Source organism: Shuttleworthella satelles DSM 14600 (genome assembly GCF_000160115.1).
Taxonomy (GTDB): Bacteria; Bacillota; Clostridia; order Lachnospirales; family Lachnospiraceae; genus Shuttleworthia; species Shuttleworthia satelles.
The window spans coordinates 847,487-866,976 of sequence record NZ_GG665866.1; the positions used below are offsets into that span (position 1 = coordinate 847,487).

The 19,490-nt window shown below is 51.5% G+C and carries 18 protein-coding genes; 1 reads left to right on the forward strand and 17 read right to left on the reverse strand.

Translation table 11 applies throughout. The annotated features are described in order from the left end of the window. Positions 1–94: 94 nt before the first annotated feature. From GCWU000342_RS03770 to leuC, 11 genes are all read right to left on the reverse strand, one after another. The gene (locus GCWU000342_RS03770; RefSeq protein ID WP_006905938.1) at positions 95–1,216 is read right to left on the reverse strand and encodes a hypothetical protein; all 1,122 of its coding nucleotides are present in this window, start codon (positions 1,214–1,216) and stop codon (positions 95–97) included. 288 nt (positions 1,217–1,504) lie between these two features. Then, a complete protein-coding gene (locus tag GCWU000342_RS03775) occupies positions 1,505–1,867 on the reverse strand; it encodes a hypothetical protein (RefSeq protein WP_006905939.1) in 363 nt (120 codons plus the stop codon). Then, positions 1,868–2,296, reverse strand: coding sequence for a Fe-S cluster assembly sulfur transfer protein SufU (sufU, locus tag GCWU000342_RS03780; RefSeq protein ID WP_006905940.1), 429 nt, complete (start codon positions 2,294–2,296; stop codon positions 1,868–1,870). Then, entirely contained in the window at positions 2,283–3,530 is a 1,248-nt protein-coding gene (locus GCWU000342_RS03785; RefSeq protein WP_006905941.1) for an aminotransferase class V-fold PLP-dependent enzyme, read from the reverse strand. Before GCWU000342_RS03785 ends, sufU begins: the two co-directional genes overlap by 14 nt. A gap of 3 nt (positions 3,531–3,533) precedes the next feature. After that, positions 3,534–4,598 carry a SufB/SufD family protein gene (locus tag GCWU000342_RS03790; RefSeq protein WP_006905942.1) on the reverse strand — a complete coding sequence of 355 codons (1,065 nt, stop codon included), beginning with the start codon at positions 4,596–4,598 and terminating at the stop codon, positions 3,534–3,536. A gap of 13 nt (positions 4,599–4,611) precedes the next feature. Continuing rightward, a complete protein-coding gene (sufB, locus tag GCWU000342_RS03795; RefSeq protein WP_006905943.1) occupies positions 4,612–6,024 on the reverse strand; it encodes a Fe-S cluster assembly protein SufB in 1,413 nt (470 codons plus the stop codon). A 1-nt stretch (position 6,025) separates the two neighbouring features. Then, positions 6,026–6,778 (reverse strand): Fe-S cluster assembly ATPase SufC, encoded by a 753-nt coding sequence (gene sufC / locus GCWU000342_RS03800; protein ID WP_045000257.1) that lies wholly within the window; start codon positions 6,776–6,778, stop codon positions 6,026–6,028. 458 nt (positions 6,779–7,236) lie between these two features. Then, the gene (locus GCWU000342_RS03805) at positions 7,237–7,785 is read right to left on the reverse strand and encodes a glutathione peroxidase (protein ID WP_006905945.1); all 549 of its coding nucleotides are present in this window, start codon (positions 7,783–7,785) and stop codon (positions 7,237–7,239) included. 290 nt (positions 7,786–8,075) lie between these two features. Further along, positions 8,076–9,563, reverse strand: coding sequence for a threonine synthase (gene thrC / locus GCWU000342_RS03810; protein WP_045000258.1), 1,488 nt, complete (start codon positions 9,561–9,563; stop codon positions 8,076–8,078). A 178-nt stretch (positions 9,564–9,741) separates the two neighbouring features. Continuing rightward, on the reverse strand, positions 9,742–10,233 hold the full coding sequence (gene leuD, locus GCWU000342_RS03815; RefSeq protein WP_006905948.1) for a 3-isopropylmalate dehydratase small subunit: 492 nt from the start codon (positions 10,231–10,233) through the stop codon (positions 9,742–9,744). 14 nt (positions 10,234–10,247) lie between these two features. Next, positions 10,248–11,510 carry a 3-isopropylmalate dehydratase large subunit gene (gene leuC / locus GCWU000342_RS03820; protein ID WP_045000649.1) on the reverse strand — a complete coding sequence of 421 codons (1,263 nt, stop codon included), beginning with the start codon at positions 11,508–11,510 and terminating at the stop codon, positions 10,248–10,250. Positions 11,511–11,706: 196 nt separating this feature from the next. On the opposite strand from leuC, the gene GCWU000342_RS03825 reads away from it, so the two are divergent. Further along, positions 11,707–12,606: a LysR family transcriptional regulator gene (locus tag GCWU000342_RS03825; protein WP_006905951.1), complete on the forward strand. Its 900-nt coding sequence runs from the start codon at positions 11,707–11,709 to the stop codon at positions 12,604–12,606. A 62-nt stretch (positions 12,607–12,668) separates the two neighbouring features. Here GCWU000342_RS03825 and GCWU000342_RS03830 read toward each other — a convergent pair whose 3' ends face one another. From GCWU000342_RS03830 to GCWU000342_RS03855, 6 genes are all read right to left on the reverse strand, one after another. Beyond that, a complete protein-coding gene (locus tag GCWU000342_RS03830) occupies positions 12,669–12,848 on the reverse strand; it encodes a hypothetical protein (protein WP_156784478.1) in 180 nt (59 codons plus the stop codon). A 322-nt stretch (positions 12,849–13,170) separates the two neighbouring features. Beyond that, positions 13,171–14,193 carry a ketol-acid reductoisomerase gene (gene ilvC / locus GCWU000342_RS03835; protein WP_006905954.1) on the reverse strand — a complete coding sequence of 341 codons (1,023 nt, stop codon included), beginning with the start codon at positions 14,191–14,193 and terminating at the stop codon, positions 13,171–13,173. Between the two features lie 46 nt (positions 14,194–14,239). Beyond that, positions 14,240–14,740, reverse strand: coding sequence for an acetolactate synthase small subunit (gene ilvN, locus GCWU000342_RS03840; RefSeq protein WP_006905955.1), 501 nt, complete (start codon positions 14,738–14,740; stop codon positions 14,240–14,242). Between the two features lie 237 nt (positions 14,741–14,977). After that, complete coding sequence (locus tag GCWU000342_RS03845) at positions 14,978–16,273, reverse strand: PLP-dependent aminotransferase family protein (protein WP_045000260.1); 1,296 nt, start codon at positions 16,271–16,273, stop codon at positions 14,978–14,980. Positions 16,274–16,500: 227 nt separating this feature from the next. Continuing rightward, positions 16,501–17,172 (reverse strand): LbetaH domain-containing protein, encoded by a 672-nt coding sequence (locus GCWU000342_RS03850; protein ID WP_006905957.1) that lies wholly within the window; start codon positions 17,170–17,172, stop codon positions 16,501–16,503. A gap of 4 nt (positions 17,173–17,176) precedes the next feature. Next, positions 17,177–19,489, reverse strand: a complete 2,313-nt coding sequence (locus GCWU000342_RS03855) for a DNA topoisomerase (protein WP_006905958.1) — start codon at positions 19,487–19,489, stop codon at positions 17,177–17,179. Position 19,490: the final 1 nt, after the last annotated feature.

The window sequence follows — 19,490 nt, forward strand, 5'->3', positions numbered from 1 at the left end:
CGCACTCATTAGAAACACATTTCGCCTGTAGCACCCCTAACAATGGAGCGGGATCCGATCGGATCCCGCTCCAACATTCGACATAGAGCCAAAATTATTCATCTACAAAAAGTAAACTTGACGTATAGAACTTATATTTTCTTGAATCAAGCTCTATTTTCTGTTCCTTCAGCAACTGAAAATTGTCCATGGAATATAACCGTATGCCATTGTCATTTGCAACAACAAAGTGCTTTCCGCTGATGCCTGTTAACGTGAGCGGTGTTCCCAGGTCAACTATTTTTTCGCTGTCCTTCCCGTCCCAGATGGAAATACGTCCTCCTTCATTAACCACCGGGTCATAATGTGTAAAAATAAATCGATCTCCTGCCCTGAATATATCAAAGACATTGCCCTCTTCAGAGTCAAATTTTTGAATTTCGTATGTTGACTTGTTAATCTTGAGAATCCTTCCTATGCTGTTATCATAAGAATCATGACTCACTGTCACATACAAATACTCTTGATCATCCAGAGCTTTTCCGGATGTCATTCCATACTCCGACAGATCAATCTCCTTTTCCATTTGAAGGTCGGGGGTAAAGATACGAAGCGTCGTCAAAAAACGATCCGGATTATCAGGATCAAATCTCATGGAAAAGCAATACAGTTTATCGGAAGCTGCCGTAATTTGGTTGAAAATTTCTCCTTCTCTTTCAAACTTCTGACTCTGTTGGCTTAATGTATGATACCTTTCAAGTGTACTCACCCCGTTCCTTGTGTTGATCGCATATACATTTTCGCCGATGCACTCAGTGAAATTTAAGGCGATATTCGAAAAAGGGTACTCCTGTATAGACAGGTCATTCTTGTCAATACTGATCACCTTTCGTGTATCCTTGCGATTATCCAGGCCTTGCGGAATCATATAGATTTTACCGTTTTTTACAATTTGCTGAGCAAAATGAGACCCTAGCGCTGCATAGTGCAATTTTTGAATTTGATTGTTTCCCAAGTCGGCGTCAAACCATAATATTTTAGAATCATATGCCTGCGCTGTCGTTACAACAAGACCGATTGCCGCTTTATCTCGATCTATTTTTGTATTCTCACTGCCACACGCTCCGAAAAGCAGAGAAAACAAGAGAAGGATTCCTATAATTTGACATCTACGGATGCGGGGTGTTTTCAAAACATCCCGCATCCTTCTTTTGACTCTACTTCTCATTTGATCCATTTCTCCTCTCCCCTTCAGAATGAAGGATCAAACGATGACTCCTCTTTTTGGCTGTCTCTGTTAATTTTTTAACCTGATTTACTTATAGCATGTATCACAGGCTTTTACTATTCATAAAAGATCATGAAAATCAGACTCATTTTTTGTGCAGAAGATATAGATTGTATTATTTTTAATATATTGCAATTATTTTCCTATATTTTTTGTGATTTCATTTTTTTATCTGTATCTTATGGATTACATTTTAAGATCCAGGGGCGAGCGCCCCTGGATCTTATCCTGAATTTTCTAAAATTTTTTCACTCCCTCTCTCAGTCCCCTGCTGAACCAGAGATAGACGATCAGGAGAGCGAGCGCGAAAGCGACGGCAATATAAGCCGGAAAATGAATCAGCTGATAGAGAATCAGGACCAGGCCAAAGACCATGCAGGCGATTGATAAGATTCGAACCCTGCCGGACAGATACCCGGCCAGCCCTTTCATATCCTGAATCTTGTATAGCTCTGTGGCCGGAATCAAAAACGCAAAGACCTTCTTCTCTTCTCTCATCCGCCCGGCCAGAGCAAACAGATAGATGCCCAGGCCGACCAGGACCAGGGCCAGTACCCAGATGATCAGGGCCAGCTGCCCCTGGCGGATCCCCGCGGACATTTACTTATCCTCCAGCATCTGATCCATGGTATGCCAGCCTAAAACAGCGCATTTGACCCTGGCCGGCATATGGCTGACATCCTGCAGGATACCGGCCTCCTCCAGCTCTTCCCTCTCCGCGTCGGTCACCTTGCCCTTGATCATCCGCAGAAAAATCTCAGACAGGCGTTTCGCCTCTTCCACGGACTTTCCGATAATCAGATCCAGCATCATATCCGCGGAGGCCTGGGAGATAGCACAGCCGCTCCCCTCATAGGCCCCATCTAAGATCTTGCCGTCCTCGACCTTGAGGCTTAGGACGATGTCGTCGCCGCAGGAGGGATTCACTCCCTCCAGACTCATATTAGCGTCCGGCAGGGCGTGCTTATGGATGGGGTTCATATTGTGGTCAGTCAGAATCTCATTGTAGAAGGTATTATTCATTGCCATAACCCATTTCCCTCCTGATATCCGCAAGGCAGGTCAAAAAGCGGTCGACGTCCTCTCTTGTATTGTAGAAGGCCAGCGACGCCCTCGTGGTAGACATATAGGCAACCTTCTCAGAGATTTTCGTCAAATGCCTGTGCAGGGGCTGGGCGCAGTGGTGACCGGCCCTGACACAGATGCCGGAGGCGTCGAAGATCGCCGCCACATCATGGGGATGAACGCCGTCAATGGTGAAGGTCACGATGCCGTGATGATCTGTCGGATCTTCAGACCCCAGAATGTGGATATGGGGAATCTTCTTCATCCCCTCCATCATGTAGACGGACAGGTCTTCTTCCCTGCGCTGAATGGTCTCAAAGCCGATCTTATGGTAGTAGTCGATGGCGGCCGCCAGGCTGACGGCGCCGCCAGCATTGACCGTCCCAGCCTCGAACTTGTGGGGGATCTCTGCGTAAGTGGCGCCCTCGCGGGTCACATACTCGATCATCTCTCCCCCAGTCATAAAGGGGGGCATCTTCTCCAGGAGTTCATACCTGGCATAGAGGACTCCGATTCCCATGGCTGACAGCATCTTGTGTCCTGAGAAGGCAAGAAAGTCGCAGTCCATCTCCCTGACATCGACCGGCATATGGGGGACCGACTGCGCCCCGTCGCAGACATAGACCGCCCCTGCCTCATGGGCAATCCTGGCATATTCCCCGGCATCGTTGCTTCTTCCAAAGACATTGGAGACCTGACTGATCGCCACGATCTTCGTGTGCTCATTGACCAGCTCTCGCAGCCTCTCTGGATCTAGTTTTCCCGTGTCATCGCACTCAAACCAGACCAGCCTGGCCCCGGTCGCCTGGGCGACTCCCTGCCAGGGAAGAATGTTTGAGTGGTGCTCAGCCACAGAGAGAACGATCTCATCTCCCTCCTTCAGGAAACTTCTCCCGTAGGAATAGGCGACCAAATTCAGCGCTTCGGTGGCGTTTCTGGTAAAGACAATCTCCTCGGGGCGACCGGCTCCGATGAAGTCAGCCACCTTGGCTCTGGCCCCCTCGTAGGCGTCAGTCGCGTCGATGGACAGCTGATATAATCCCCGCAGAGGGTTGGCATTGCGCTTCTGATAAAAGCTCAGGTCCACCTCTAATACAGACTGGGGCTTCTGGGTCGTCGCGCTGTTATCCAGATAGACGATATCTCGATTCGCCAAAAGCGGAAAGTCCGCGCGAATCCTCTTCTCCTCATCGGTCATAAACTAACCTTCTCTCTGATCCAAAACCGCCAGGATATCCTCCCTGGTTTTCTGATCTTCTATCTTGGAGGACACCGCCTCGATCTTAGCCCTTGACATCATCTGGTAGATCTCATCCAGGCTGAGCCCGCGGGACTGCAGATAAAAGAGCAGGCTCTCATCCAGCTTTCCGATCGAAGCGCCGTGGTTGCCCTCCACATCTTCCTCCTGACAGAGGATGACAGGGATGGTCTGGTTGACGACATCATCGCTCATGAGGAGGACTTCCTCCAGCTCATTTCCGGTTGCGCCCTTGGCGCCCCGGCGAAAGTCAATAGTTCCGCGGAAATTCTTCCGGGCATTGTCCTCCAGGACACCGGACACCTTCATGACCGTGTCTGTCTTCCTTCCGGTGTGAATCGCAACGTAATTCATATCGAGGCTCTCGTCCTGGCCGATCAAATAGGCAATCTCTGTACTGACACTCGAGGACTCTCCCTCCAGAGCGGAGTAATTGCCATAGCAGGACTGTCCACCCAGAATCACCTGGGTCAGCTCAAAGCGGGCAGAATCAGCGAGCTGACCGCCCAGGTCGAAGAAGACCCGCAAGCCCTGTCCCGCGGATTGAACCGTAACCAGTTTCAGAACGGCATGCTTCTGAATGTCATACTTGATCTGGACAAGGGCATCGCCCTTCTGATCCTTTAGCGCGCGCAGGTTGACGATCACAGTCGCCTCTGAATCGTGGGCCGCGTGGATCTCCAGCTGGTTGCCCGTGACCTTTCTTGCGCTCAGATCCATCTCTACGCGGGCCGGCTGCACAAAATGGTCTCCCTCGGGGATCGTGATCAGTCGGCTTGTCTGGCGAACTGTCTCAAATGCCCTGTCAAGATCATATCCGAGACCTGTCCGGACCTGCGGCAGCCTGGAAGCAGACGCGACGTAGCCTCCCATTCCCTCAGGGAGAAGGAGGGAAAAGGCCGCGTCCGATGAGACAGCCACTTCTTTTGCCCTGATCTCGTTCATCTTCAGCCAGTTCCAGGTGGGGGAGGGAATACGGTTGACAATTAAGTTCATCTTCTCAGTCATTTGTCATTCCTCCTTATCCGATGGCCCCCTTCATCTCAAGCCGGATGAGATTATTCATCTCAACCGCGTACTCGAGAGGAAGCTCCTTACCTACATTGTCAGCGAAGCCGGATACGATCAGAGCTCTTGCATCCTCCTCTGACATGCCCCGGCTCATCAGGTAGAAGACCGTCTCATCGGAGATACGGCCGATCTTGGCCTCATGTCCGATATCCGCGTCTGCCGTGCGAATATCCATAGCCGGAATGGTGTCTGATCTGGAGATGTCATCCAGCATCAGAGAAGCGCATGAGACAGAAGCCTTGGCTCCCTTAGCTCTGGGGGTCACATTGACCGAAGACCGGAAGGTGGAGATGCCGCCGCTCTTGGAAATCGACCGGGTGTTCACATAGGAAGAGGTGTTGGGCGCGTTGTGGACCACCTTGCAGCCCGTGTCCAGGTTCTGCCCCTTTCCGGCAAAGGTGACGGAGGTGAACTCACTTCTGGCCCCCTCTCCCACCAGATAACTGGAGGGATAGAGGTAAGAGACGTGAGATCCGAAGGAGCCTGAGATCCACTCGATCTTGCCCCCCTCTTCCACCCTGGCCCGCTTGGTGTTGAGGTTATACATGTTCTTGGACCAGTTCTCAATGGTGGAGTAGCGCAGGGTCGCGTTCTTGCCGACATAGAGCTCGACACAGCCGGCATGCAGATTAGCTACATTATATTTGGGAGCGGAACAGCCTTCAATAAAGTGCAGATAAGCCCCCTCATCTACAATAATCAGGGTGTGCTCGAACTGACCGGCTCCGGCTGCGTTCAGGCGGAAATAGGACTGAAGGGGGATCTCCACGGAGACGCCGGGCGGGACATAGACGAAAGAACCCCCGGACCAGACCGCCCCGTGCAGAGCCGCGAATTTGTGATCGGTGGCCGGAACCAGTTTCATAAAGTGATCCCGGATCATCTGGGCATAGGGCCCATGCAGAGCGGATTCCAGATCGGTATAGATCACGCCCTGGGCAGCGACCTCCTCGCGGACATTGTGATAGACCAGCTCGGAATCATACTGGGCGCCCACGCCGGCCAGAGACTCCCGCTCCGCCTGGGGAATCCCCAGCTTCTCGAAGGTGTCCTTGATATCCTTTGGAACCTGCTTCCAGTCCTTGACCATATGGTTATCCCTGGGACGGATGTAGGTGACAATATTGTTCATGTCAAGACCGTCGATTGATGGACCCCACTGCGGAAAAGCCGTCTCCTCGTATATCTTCAGACAGGACAGGCGAAATTCGCGCATCCAGTCCGGATCCTTCTTCTCCTCAGAGATCTGCTCGACAATGGCGGGGGTCAGACCCTCCTCGACCTTATAGGCATCCTTCTCGTCATAGCGGAAGTCATACAAACTGCGATCAATATCGTCTACGTATGTTTTCTCTTTACTCAAATCAGGCCTCCTTGGGAAGATACTTCTCAAAGCCGTTCGCATTGATCTCATCTACCATAGAGGCGTCTCCATTGGCGACAATCTGCCCGTTGACCAAAACATGCGTCGCGTTCACCTCAAGAGCCTCTAAAATACGGGTGGCGTGCGTGATAATCATCAGGGCTCCGCCGACAGAATTCTTGTACTCCTCAATCCCCTTGGAGACAATACGGACCGCGTCCACATCCAGACCGGAATCGGTCTCGTCAAGGATCGCCAGAGAGGGCTTTAGCATGAGAAGCTGCAGGATCTCAGCCTTCTTCTTCTCACCGCCCGAGAACCCGACATTGAGATCTCTGTCCGCGTAGGAAGGATCCATCTCCAGAATTTCCATGGTCTTGGTCAGATCTTTCTTAAAGTCCCAGAGACGGATATGCTTGCCTGTGCGATTCTCCATCGCCGTGCGAATGAAGTTGGACAGGGTGATTCCGGGAACCTCAATGGGGTTTTGGAAGCTGATAAAAAGCCCTTTTCTGGCAATCTTGTCCGCGGGCTCCCCGGCAATCTCCTCTCCATCAAATCGGATGGAACCGGATGTAATCTCGAATCGGGGATCTCCCATAATGGTTGACCCCAGGGTCGACTTGCCTGCCCCGTTGGGTCCCATGATGACATGGGTCTGTCCGGCGCCGATTTGAAGGTTCAGACCATGCAAAAGCTCCTTGTCCTCAATGCGGGCATGCAAATCCTGAATCTCGAGAATATTGTTTGCCATGATAACCTCCTTAAAGCAGAGCCATATTCTCTCTCTCTGCTGTCTCTCTGATTTACGGCTAAAATTATATGGCAGAAGGGTCATCATCACTGTTGCAGTAACAACATTCTGATTTGATTTCAAACGCTTTTGCCCCTTTAGACCACACTGCGCCCTATTATAGCTTAATTCCCGGCTGACTGACAACGAATTAACGGTAGAATCCACACTGATTAACGATAGAATCCACGCTGAAATGCACGGCGAATTACACAGGGGAAATGCGCGCGCCAAGATTTTTCAATGTAAACGCAACAGCTTGTTACATTTACTCTGGAAGATCTCTGTGTTGCAGTTAGTCTGACAGGTGGCTTATCCATAGTGGCATGCATCCTATGGTCATGAATAAAGGGCGAAAGGACCAATGGTCCCCCGCCCCCTGCCATCACTTTCATTTTCCAAGTTCGGATTCTTCCGGTCTATGAAAAAAGTCTGCCGACTTCCTCGGCGAACTTACCCATATCATAGGTGGGCTCATATCTGCCGATGACATTGCCATCGCGGTCAACAAGAAACTTGGTGAAGTTCCACTTGATATCCGGATTCTTCTTATAATTCCTGTCCATCTTTAAAAGCAGGGCGCTCATTGCCAGAGCCTTCGGCCCCTTCCCAAAGCCCTCAAAGCCCTTCTGACTCTTCAGATAGCGATAGAGATCCAGCTGATGATCCCCATTGACCTCAGACTTCTTAAACTGCTCAAACTGCGTGTGGTACTTTAACTGGCAGAATTCGTGAATCTCCTGATCCGACTCGGGCGCCTGACCGGCGAACTGGTTGCAGGGAATATCAATGATCTCAAGACCCTGCTCATGGTACTTCTCATAGAGAGCCTCCAGGGGCTCATAATGTGGGGTGAATCCGCAACCGGTGGCTGTGTTGACGATAATCATGACCTTTTCCTTGTTCTCAGCCAGGGAAAACCTGCTTCCGTCCGCTCTCTCAAGCTCATAATCATAAATGCTGGCCATAGGAACTCCTCTCCTGATTTCAATCTTTCGTTTACGATGACTTAATTATATTGTGCTCAATTTATTTTGTCAAGCACGGATTCCATTTGCATAAAAAATGTATAGATTCATTTTGCATGTTACATAAAAAATGCTCGGATTCGCTTTTTATGAAAGTACACAGATTCACATTGTAAAAAATCCCGCTCACGGGGAGCGGGATTTCTGTGCCATACCCTCATAAAGTCGAAAAACACATAAGAGGGCTTGTCTTCTTTTGGTGCCTGTTCATGTGATGCACAGGCCGGAACTTAGAGTCCCAGAAAGCTGCATACCACCTGGTCCATCTGTTCGGGCTCACAGACGGTGTCATGGCGGATGGGAGCCGCCACAATATCAGAGACGGCCCTTGGAACGGGGCAGCCTGAAATCTCAGACAGGGGGCCGATCAGATCAAAGTCCTCCACATTCGCGTACTTGGGATCGATCGCCGTCATGACGGCGTGAAGGAACTTGTAGGGTGACGCGGTAGAGGCAATCACTGTCTTTGTCTCATCTGCCGTCTCCGCCTTGTACTTGCCGTAGACAGAAGCAGCGACGGCAGTATGTGTATCGATAACATAACCGCAGGTCTGGTAAATTTCACGGATGGCCTCTTCTGTCTGGTCCTCATCGGCGTAATTGCCGTAGAAATCCCCGAGCTTCTGTCTCATTTGATCCGTGATCTCATAAATCCCCTTCCTTGCGAGTGAATCCATGAGCCCGGCATTGACGATGTCGGATTCTCCCGCGATCTCATAGATCAGACGCTCCAGGTTGGAGGAGATCAGAATATCCATAGAGGGCGAGTTCGTCACCTGAAAGGGACGATTCTTATTATAGGTACCCGTCGAGAAGAAATCATAGAGAACCCGGTTCTCATTGGAGGCGCAGATCAGCTTCGCGATGGGAAGTCCCGCCCTCTTGGCGTAATATGCCGCCAGAATATTGCCGAAATTGCCGGTTGGGACAACGACATTGATCTTCTCCTTCGCCCCGATCTTCCCATTCTCCAAAAGCTTCACATAGGCGTAGACATAATAGACGATCTGGGGAACCAGACGGCCGATGTTGATGGAATTGGCAGAGGAGAACTGAAAGCCCTTCTCACGGATCTTCTCGTTTAAGACGGGATCATTGAACATGCGCTTGACCCCGGACTGAGCCTGGTCGAAGTTACCGTGAATACCGACCACATGCGTATTATCTCCCGTCTGGGTCAGCATCTGCCGCTCCTGAATGGCGGAGACCCCATCCTTGGGATAAAAGACAATGATCCTGGTCCCCTTGACATCCTCAAATCCAGCCATGGCGGCTTTTCCGGTATCGCCGGATGTGGCGGTTAAGATGACAATCTCCCTGTCAACGCCATTCTTCCTGGCCGAAGTAAGCATCAAATGAGGAAGGATGGACAGGGCCATATCCTTAAAAGCGATGGTTTTGCCGTGAAAGAGTTCCAGGTAGTATGCCCCCTGGGCATAAGTCATGGGGGCGATCTCCTCTGTGTCAAACTTGCTGTCATAAGCCAGGGCAATGCAGGATTTTAATTCTTCCTCCGTAAAGTCCGTCAGAAAATGACGCATCACCTCATAGGCGACCTCCTGATAGGTCTTTCCGATCAGATCCTCTGGACTGAAGTCAAATTGGGGCAATTGATCCGGGACATAGAGTCCGCCGTCAGAAGCCAGGCCCTGTAAGATGGCCTGGGAGGCCGTTACCCGATTCAAATAATCTCTGGTGCTCACGTAATGCAGATCCATGCTGTACCTCATCTATACTCGTACAATATCCGTTTTACAAAGAATTATAGGGGTGACAGGCCGCATACGTCAACGGCCGGGCAGGATCAAGGCGATCAAAAACGGAACCGAAGGCGGGCTGAAAGCAAGACACGGATAAAATCAAAAAGAGCTTCTATCAGGGGAATCGAAAGTCAACCTATCGATTGGTATTGATATAGTTGACCAGTCCCTCCGCGTCGATGATCTTCTGCATGAAGGGCGGAAAGGCCTGTCCCTGATAGGTCTTTTTTCTTGTGTGATTGGTGATGAGACCGGAATCGAAGTCAACCTCAACCTCGTCTCCCGCCTCAATATCAGCGGCCGCCTCTTTGCACTCCACAATGGGCAGACCGATGTTGATGGCATTTCGATAGAAAATCCGGGCGAAGGTCTCCGCGATGACACAGGAGACGCCTGCCGCCTTAATTGCGATCGGGGCGTGCTCTCTGGAGGAGCCGCAGCCAAAATTCTTTTCCGCGACAATAATGTCTCCGGTATCGACCCGGGAGACAAAGTCCCTGTCGATATCTTCCATGCAATGCCTGGCCAGATCTGCCGGATCAGATGAGTTCAAATACCTTGCCGGGATAATGACATCTGTATCGACATTATCCCCATACTTAAATACCTTACCGTGTGCTGCTTTCATCTTTTTCTCCTGTCTCAGATCAGATCCGCGGGTCCTGAAATCCTGCCGGTAACCGCACTCGCCGCGGCAACCGCGGGACTGGCAAGATACACCTCGGATGTGACATCGCCCATGCGGCCGACAAAATTGCGGTTGGTCGTGGATACGCATCGCTCACCGGCAGCTAAGATTCCCATATAGCCGCCCAGGCAGGGGCCGCAGGTCGGAGTGGACACGACGGCTCCGGCTTCAATAAAGGTCTTTAAATAACCCGCCTGCATGGCGTCCAGATAAATCTGCTGTGTGGCCGGAATGATAATGGTGCGAACCCGATCCGCCACCTTGCGCCCCTTTAGGATTTCCGCCGCCGCCTTCAGATCCGAGAGGCGGCCGTTGGTGCAGGAACCGATGACCACCTGATCAATCGCTATATCTTCTATCTGATCAATGGTGCGGGTATTCTCCGGCAGATGGGGAAAGGAGACCGTCGGCTTGAGCGAAGACAGATCGATGGTGTATTCAGCGGCGTAGTCAGCGTCCGCGTCAGCCTCATAGACCAGGGGCTTGCGGTCCGCATGCTCTTTGATATAGGCGAGGGTCTGGTCATCGACCGGGAAAATACCGTTCTTGGCTCCGCCCTCAATCGCCATATTGGCGATGGTGAAGCGATCATCCATGGACAAATACTGTATCCCCTCTCCGTCAAACTCCATGGACTGATATCTGGCGCCGTCAACTCCGATCAGACCAATGATATGAAGGATAATATCCTTACCGGAGATATAGGGGCCGGGCTTGCCGACCAGCTTGAACCGGATGGCCTCAGGAACCTTGAACCAGGCCTGGCCGGTCGCCATTCCCGCCGCCATATCAGTGGATCCGACCCCTGTGGAGAAAGCCCCCAGGGCGCCATAGGTACAGGTATGGGAATCCGCTCCAATCACGACATCTCCGGCCACAACAAGCCCCTTCTCGGGAAGGAGGGCGTGCTCAATCCCCATCTGCCCCACATCATAGAAATGACTGATCTCATGCTGACAGGCGAATTCGCGGACACACTTGCAGTGCTCGGCGGACTTGATGTCCTTGTTGGGGACAAAATGGTCCATGACCAGAGCGATCCTCTCCCTGTCAAAGACCCCCTTCGTATCCATGTCCTTCATGACATCGATCGCAACCGGAGAGGTGATATCATTGCCCAATACCAGGTCCAACTGAGCCATAATCAGCTGTCCCACCTCGACATGATCCAGACCGGCATGCGCGGCCAGGATCTTCTGCGTCATTGTCATTCCCATGCGTCCATCTCCTTGCTTCCCATAAAAAATGCCATAAATCATATTGCTTCTCTCATGTTAACATCAGAGGGGAAAGAAGAAAAATAGCAGCTTTGCCTGTATTTTATAACTTGAAGTTATGGAAAAGCTGTGTGACAATAGCCTCTGACAGGGATGATACAGGATTGATTCATTGCGCTGGGAGGAAAGTGTCGTCATGGCCGAGTCTTTATCCGGATATCGCATCTTCTATGAAGTTGCCAATTGCAAAAATATTTCAAGGGCGGCGTCTCAGCTCTATATCAGCCAGCCCGCCATCTCCAAGTCCATACAAAAACTGGAGGAGCAGCTGGGAGCCAAGCTCTTTATCCGCTCCTCCAAGGGAGTCCTTCTGACCCCCGAGGGACAAATGCTCTATGAGACTGTTCAGGAAGCCTTCTCATCCCTGGATTCCGGGATTGAGCGCCTGCGCCAGCGGGTATCCATGGGCATGGGTTCTCTTCGCATCGGCGTCTCCTCTACCCTCTGCAAGCATACCCTCCTCCCCTATCTGACGGAATTTACACGCAGGGAACCCAACGTCAGTCTCTCCATCACAACCGGCTCATCCAGAGAGACCTTATCCCTGATCGAGGAATACAAGGTAGATGTGGGGCTGGTCGGCAAGCCCGAGCGCATGGATGATATTACCTTTGAGCCGGAGACTTGCATTCAGGACTGCTTCGTGGCAGCGCCGGACTACTTAAAGCGCCTGAATCAGGACAGGATCGGGAAGGATCAGATTCTCTCCCGGGCCACTGTCATGATGTTAAATGAAGAAAACATGACCCGTCTCTACATCGACGACTTTCTCCGCCGCAGACAGATCCGAATCAGGGAGACCCTGGATATCTCAGATATGGATCTGCTCATCTCCTTCGCGAAGCTTGGCATTGGCGTCGCCGCCGTCATCCGCAACTTCGTCGAAGAAGACCTGGCAAATCATGTTCTTGTGGAGCTTCCCCTGCCCGGAGGCAGGACCATCCCCTCCAGAGAGATCGGCTTTGCCTACAAGAAAAATCACCTGCAGAACCCTGCTCTTGTTAAGTTCCTTGCGCTGAAGAAGGAACTGCAGTGATTCCGCCTGCATGAGTCAAATCAGGAGTTCATTCTTTTGATCCATTTGTTCTTCTCCATTCATTAGTAATGAAGAAAATGGTAGATGACATAAGCCGCCATCGCACACATCCATAGGACAAAAAGGATCAAACTGATCTTGCGATGCTTTTTCTCCTTGATATGTTCCCTCCAAATAACCACTATGATGGCAATTGTGTATCCGATTGCGACAATGACGGAGCCTAATATTCTATCATCCATACTCTCACCTGCCTTATAAAACTCTGTTTGTAGGTTTGCAATTTGTGCCGCTTCCTTGCAATAAATAAATCTGGATTGCCCTCTTGATTTCATTATCTACCTTTTTTTACGATTTGAAATCCTCAAAATAGATAATTTCTCTCTTCTATATTTGTTTGCATTTCACAAATTCAATTCATGAGAAGTCACTTTGGCTGCTGCATCATCAGCGAACAAAAAAACTGCGCATGTCAGTCTTTCTTTATGCACATGGCGGCGCTCAAAAAGAGCGGGTTCCCAAAGGAACCCGCCCCGACATTCAAGACATATGATCTGATAGAGATCAGTTGTTAATAAGCTTATCGCTCTCGTCATTCCAGCTGTAGAGCTTGCGGATCTCCTTGCCGACTTCCTCGCAGGGATGCTCAGCAGCCTTGCGCCGCATGGCCTGGAAGTTGATCTGGCGGCCGGCGGACATATCCTGCATGAACTCAGAGGCGAATTTACCGGACTGGATGTCAGCCAGAACAGCCTTCATATTCTCCTTGACGTCAGGCGTAATGATCCGGGGGCCTGCCTTATAATCCCCGAACTCAGCCGTATTAGAGATGGAGTATCTCATACCGGCGAAGCCTGACTGATAGATCAGGTCTACGATCAGCTTCATCTCGTGAATGCACTCGAAGTACGCGTTGCGGGGATCGTAACCGGCCTCGCAGAGAACCTCGAAACCGTTCTGCATCAGGGCGCAGACACCACCGCAGAGGACAGCCTGCTCACCGAAGAGGTCTGTCTCGGTCTCCGTTCTGTAGGTAGTCTCAAGAAGACCCGCGCGGGCACCGCCGATACCGGCCCCGTATGCCAGCGCCAGTTCAAGAGCATGACCGGTTGCATCCTGCTCTACCGCTACCAGACAGGGAGTTCCCTTGCCCTCAAGGTACTCAGACCGAACGGTATGACCGGGAGCCTTGGGAGCGATCATGGTCACATCGACATTGGCGGGAGGAACAATGCACTTGTAATTGATGTTAAAGCCATGAGCGAACATCAGCATGTTGCCGGCCTCGAGATTAGGCTCAATATCCTTCTTATACATATCGGCCTGAAGCTCATCATTGATAAGGATCATAATGATGTCGGCCCACTTGGCTGCCTGGGCCGTGGGGAGCACCTTGAGTCCCTGCGCCTCTGCCTTGGCCTTGCTCTTGGATCCCTCGTAGAGACCTACAACAACATCACAGCCGGAATCTCTCAGATTCAGAGCATGCGCATGTCCCTGAGAGCCATAGCCGATGACCGCGATGTGCTTGCCCTTTAAGAGATCAACATTACAATCCTCATTGTAGAACATTCTTGCTTCTGCCATTTGTCATTCCTCCTGATTAAAATTAGTATTTATTGCCAGACCTCGATTACTCGATGATCGTAACATCATCCGACCCGCGGGACAGGCCCGTCAGACCGGTTCTGGCCAGTTCAAGTATCTCGTATCCGTCAAGCATATCCAAAAAGGCAGCCAGTTTATCCTGCCCTCCGGTGATTTCGATCACCATGGAATCGTGAGTCACATCCACAACTCTTCCCTTGAAGATCTCCGTGATACTGAGCACATTCTGGCGATCGGAATCCTTGGCACTGATCTTGACCAGCATCAGTTCTCTCTGAACGGACGCACCGGTCTCCAACTTTTTGATGCTGATCACATCCTCCAGCTTAGCCAGTTGTTTTCGGATCTGATCCAAGATCAGGCGATCCCCATGTGCAACAATGGTAAGTCGTGTGAAGCGCTCATCCGCGGTGACGCCGGCTGAGAAACTGTCGATGTTGAATCCTCTTCTGGAGAAGAGGCCGGAGATGTGACTCAAGACGCCTGAGGTGTTCTCTACTAAAATGGATAATACCTGTTTTCTCATAAGGGTCAGCCTTTCGCCTCAACACGTTATTGAAATCATAGCACTTCGCCCTACCCTGTCAACGAAATACCGGCGATCGCGATATTCCAATCTATTATAGGGTCTATAACCATGAAATCATCTCAGATACATGATCTTTCCAAACCCAGGCCACTGCTGTTCTCTTTCATCTCATCTCCCAATAGAAAGGGAAAAAGACTGCTCACGGGATTTTGATCCGGGTACAAGCCCCTGCTTTCATTTGTTTTCTGAATCCTCAAGCAGTTTCTCAACAGAGACCAGCTTGACACAGAGGGCAAAGAGATCTGCTGCCTTAGCCAGATCCTCCACAGATGGATAGGTGGGCGCAATGCGGATATTGCTGTCAGCGGGATCCCTGTGGTATGGATAGGTCGCACCGGCACCGGTCAGTGTCACTCCCGCCTTCTTGCAGCGGCTGACCACCTTTTTGGCACAGCCCTCCAGGGTCTCGAAGCTGATGAAATAGCCGCCGTTGGGTACAGTCCAGGAGCCGATTCCCAGGCCCTCCAGCTGCTCATCGAAGGTCCTTTCCACTATTTCGAACTTGGGACGGATGACATCCGCGTGCCTTCTCATATGGGCCCTGATCCCGTCTAAATCCTTGAAATAGCGGACATGGCGCAGCTGATTGACCTTGTCGTGACCGATGGTCTGATTCTTCATCTGGTTCTTGATGTCCTCCAGATTATTCAGAGAGGTTGCCAGAGCTGCCACCCCTGACCCCGGGAAGGTGATCTTAGATGTGGAGGCAAATTTGTAGACCATGTCCGGGTTGCCTGCCTTCTTGCACTCATGCAGGATTTCAATCAGCTGATCCTGCCTGTCGTCATAGAGATGGTGCACTCCGTAGGCATTGTCCCAGTAGATCCTGAAATCCTTGGCCGCCGGCGCAAGCCTTGCGAAACGCCGCACCGTCTCATCGGAGTAGGAATATCCCTGGGGATTGGAATACTTGGGGACACACCAGATCCCCTTGATCGCCTCATCCTCCGATACGAGTTTCTCAACCAGATCCATGTCCGGTCCCTGCTCCGTCATGGGAATATTGATCATCTCTATGCCAAAGTATTCTGTGATCCCAAAGTGACGGTCATATCCGGGAACCGGGCAGAGCCATTTGATCTTGTCCAGCTTGCACCAGGGGGTATTTCCCATGACTCCATGTGTATAAGAGCGGCTGATGCAGTCGTACATGACATTGAGAGAGCTGTTTCCGTAGATAATGATATTATCCGGCTTGTTCTCCATCATGGCCCCGATCAGTTCCTTGGCCTCCGGCAGTCCATCCAGAACGCCGTAATTGCGGCAATCAGTCCCGTCCTCACAGGTCAGGTCGGAATCGGAATTCAAGATATCCATAAGTTCCATAGACAGATCAAGCTGTTCCTTGCAGGGCTTCCCACGGCTCATGTTCAGGGAGAGTTCCATGTCCTGATACTTTCGGTAAGCGGCTTTTAATTCTGCCCGCAGCTGCTCCAGCTCCTCTTTTGACATTTCAAGATATGACTTCACTCTAATCTCCTAACTCACGGGATCCGCCGCCGGCCTTTTCCGCATTTCCTTTTATGATTTCTTTCTTTTCCTGTAACGCCTTTCATTATCCTAGTGGATATCTCCGATGGCAAGTCTAAATTTGTTTTTCTGAGACGAATATTTGTCTCTGTCTCGCGGATTCTTTGTGCAGTTTTCTGATTCGAAATTGATTTGGCTTTTAAATTGCTAAAAGAATTTCCAAAAGATCAATTCTTGGCGACGATCTGTGTCCCCTTGCCGGACTTGAAAATGGACCGGGCCGGTACGACTCCCCTGACGCTGGAGAGGGGATAGATATTGGAGTGGGGGCAGATCACGGTTCCCGGATTGAGGACAGAATTACAGCCGACCTCGACATAGTCCCCCAGCATGGCTCCGAGCTTCTTTCGGCCCGTCTCAATCGTCTCCATCCCGTCTTTCACCAGAACCAGACTCTTGTCCGATTTGACATTGGATGTGATAGACCCGGCTCCCATATGGGAGTGAAAGCCAAGGACAGAATCTCCTACATAGTTATAGTGGGGCACCTGAACCACATTGAAGAGGATGGCATTTTTCAGCTCGGTCGAGTTCCCAACCACGCAGTTTTTCCCGACAATGGCCTTGCCCCGGATGAAGGCGCCGGGTCGCACCTCCGTCCTCTCATCAATGATACAGGGCCCGGTGATGTGGGCGCTTGGATCTACTGAGGCGGATCTGGCGATCCAGATATTCTCCCCCCGCTTTTCGTAGCGGTCAGGATTCAAAGTCGCGCCCAGCTTCATGATGAAATCTCCGATATCATCCAGAACCTCCCACGGATACTCCCTGCCGGCAAAAATCTCTCCGGCAATCGTCTCTTTTAAGTCGTACATCTGACTGATTTTACAAGCCTGCATCTTCTCACCCTTCCTTTCCTGACTTTCTGACGGCCTTCTTTTTGACAGCCCTGGTCTTTACGTTTCCTTTCGGCTTTGGATAACTGGCGGCGACCGCGGCAAACTGACTTCCAAGCAAGCTTTGATTTTGCATGGCTTTCACCCGGTCGACGCGCAATCGGATAAAAGCGTCCAGCTTCTTCATATATTCGTCCTCTGAAATGGTCCCCTCCGCCACATAGGTCAGTCCCTTCTCCCAGCTGGCTGTCAGCTCCGCGTTTAGCATCTGCGGCATGGACGCGGCAATCACATCAAAGACTAGCTCCCCGCGCAGGGTGGGGCTGATGATCTGCGTCTTCTTGTTGAGCGACAGGTAGGAAATGCGGATCAGTTTATTTAAGATTTCCGCCCGGGTCGCGGAAGTACCGATTCCCTGACTCTTGATCTGCGCGCGCAGCTCCTCATCCTCAATCAGTTGACCCGCATTCTCCATGGCCAGGATCAGAGAGCCTGAGTTATAGCGCTTTGGAGGGGAGGTCTCCCCTTCCTTTACACAAAAGGCAAGAAAGCAGACCGGATCGCCCTTCTTCAGCTTTGGCAGAAGCCTTGCGAGAAGCGCCTGATTCTCCCTGCTGTCCTCCGCGTCGTCTTTTTTCGTCTCATCCTGGCCTATGGCATTCCCCTCCTGCTCTTCCTCCTCTTTTCGACCGGATCCCCCCTCCTTTTTTTGAAAGGAGTAATGCATCACCTTCAGATAGCCCTCTTCCACCAGGTACTTATCCGAGGCAAAGAAGGACTCCCCCCAGGCGCAAACCGTCAGGTTGAGCTTCTCATAGACCGCCGGATCATAGAAAATCGCCAGGAAACGCCTCACAATGATCTCATAGACCATGGCCGCTCTTCTCGGCATCCGTCCCAGGGCTCCCAGTCCCTGTCCCGTCGGAATCAGGGCGTAGTGATCTGTGATCTTCTTGTCGTCCGTATAGCGGGTTTTGGCAATTCCCTTATAGAGTCCCTGATCCAGGATCTCCCTGACAAAGGTCCGCACTCCCGGAATTCCCGCAAGGCCCCGGATATTTTTGTCGATCTCCTTGGCGACCGCTGTTGACAGAACGCGCGCGTCTGTCCTGGGATAGGTCACAAGCTTCTTCTCATAGAGCTCCTGTATGATGGCCAGCGTCTCATCGGGCGAAATCTTGAAGAATCTGGAGCAGTCGTTCTGGATCTCGGCCAGATTATAGAGCAGAGGAGGATTCTTCTTCTCCTTCTTCCTGCCGATCTTTTGTATCTTTCCCTTGAGGCTGCAGGGATAATCCTCCTCTTTCTCCAGAGAGAGCGACTTCTTCGGCAGCTGATTCAGCTCCTCGATCAGGCCCAGGGCGTCCGTCCTCTCCTTGAACCCGTTCTCCTTATAGAGGAGGGGAGAATTCTCATAGCGGCTTCCTGGAACAGCCCGCCACTCCAGGCCCTTGAGAATGGCCTGCCTCAAGTCCCCTCTGCCCTGTCCCGTCCGATCTACACCAGGGCTTCCAAGCTCTTGTCCCGTCTGTTCTGCCCCAAGGCTGTCAGATCCCTGTCCCGTCTGTTCTGCCCCAAGACTGACGGAGCTCTGTCCCGGGGATTCCGGCAAAAGATTTACATCGCCCAGGACCCGATAGAAGGGGGTCTTCACAAAGTCGCGGATCTCCCTCTCTCTTCGAACCACCATTCCCAGCACGCAGCTCATCACCCGTCCCACAGAAATCGAGCTGTACCCTTCCTTGAGCATATTGGCGATGGCGCTCCCGTACTTTAAGGAGAGGATCCTTGAGAAGTTGATTCCCATCAGATAATCCTCTTTGGCCCGCAGATAGGCGGAAGCGGCCAGGTGATCGTAGTCGGACTCGTCCCTGGCTTCTTTGATTCCCCGCAGGATCTCCTCTCGGGTCTGAGAATCGATCCAGACCCGCTTCTGCACCTTGTCCTGGACGCCGGCCTCCTGAGCCACCAGGCGGTAAATATACTCCCCCTCCCGCCCCGAGTCTGTGCAGACATAGATGGTATCGACATCTGACCGGTTGAGCAGGGAAGCCACGATCTGATACTGCCTGGCGGAATTGGGCAGGACCTCATATCGGAAGGTCTCGGGGATAAAGGGCAGGGTATCCATGCGCCATTTTTTCAGGCCAGGGTCATAGGCCTCCGGATAGGACATGGTGATCAGATGTCCCAGGCACCAGGTTACAATCAGATGTTCCCCCTCCAGATATCCGTCTCTTCGGCTGGTATTCTCCCCCAGCGCGCTGGCGAACTCCCGGGCGACAGAGGGCTTCTCCGCGATAAAAAGTGACTTGCCCATG

Coding starts and splice junctions, on each gene's coding strand:
- GCWU000342_RS03770 (WP_006905938.1), bottom strand. CDS start 1,216: ATGGATCAAATGAGAAGTAGAGTCAAAAGAAGGATGCGGGATGTTTTG.
- sufC (WP_045000257.1), bottom strand. CDS start 6,778: ATGGCAAACAATATTCTCGAGATTCAGGATTTGCATGCCCGCATTGAG.
- ilvC (WP_006905954.1), bottom strand. CDS start 14,193: ATGGCAGAAGCAAGAATGTTCTACAATGAGGATTGTAATGTTGATCTC.
- GCWU000342_RS03790 (WP_006905942.1), bottom strand. CDS start 4,598: ATGACTGAGAAGATGAACTTAATTGTCAACCGTATTCCCTCCCCCACC.
- GCWU000342_RS03855 (WP_006905958.1), bottom strand. CDS start 19,489: ATGGGCAAGTCACTTTTTATCGCGGAGAAGCCCTCTGTCGCCCGGGAG.
- GCWU000342_RS03830 (WP_156784478.1), bottom strand. CDS start 12,848: ATGGATGATAGAATATTAGGCTCCGTCATTGTCGCAATCGGATACACA.
- leuD (WP_006905948.1), bottom strand. CDS start 10,233: ATGAAAGCAGCACACGGTAAGGTATTTAAGTATGGGGATAATGTCGAT.
- GCWU000342_RS03785 (WP_006905941.1), bottom strand. CDS start 3,530: ATGACCGATGAGGAGAAGAGGATTCGCGCGGACTTTCCGCTTTTGGCG.
- GCWU000342_RS03775 (WP_006905939.1), bottom strand. CDS start 1,867: ATGTCCGCGGGGATCCGCCAGGGGCAGCTGGCCCTGATCATCTGGGTA.
- sufU (WP_006905940.1), bottom strand. CDS start 2,296: ATGGCAATGAATAATACCTTCTACAATGAGATTCTGACTGACCACAAT.
- thrC (WP_045000258.1), bottom strand. CDS start 9,563: ATGGATCTGCATTACGTGAGCACCAGAGATTATTTGAATCGGGTAACG.
- GCWU000342_RS03805 (WP_006905945.1), bottom strand. CDS start 7,785: ATGGCCAGCATTTATGATTATGAGCTTGAGAGAGCGGACGGAAGCAGG.
- GCWU000342_RS03825 (WP_006905951.1), top strand. CDS start 11,707: ATGGCCGAGTCTTTATCCGGATATCGCATCTTCTATGAAGTTGCCAAT.
- GCWU000342_RS03850 (WP_006905957.1), bottom strand. CDS start 17,172: ATGCAGGCTTGTAAAATCAGTCAGATGTACGACTTAAAAGAGACGATT.
- leuC (WP_045000649.1), bottom strand. CDS start 11,510: ATGGGAATGACAATGACGCAGAAGATCCTGGCCGCGCATGCCGGTCTG.
- ilvN (WP_006905955.1), bottom strand. CDS start 14,740: ATGAGAAAACAGGTATTATCCATTTTAGTAGAGAACACCTCAGGCGTC.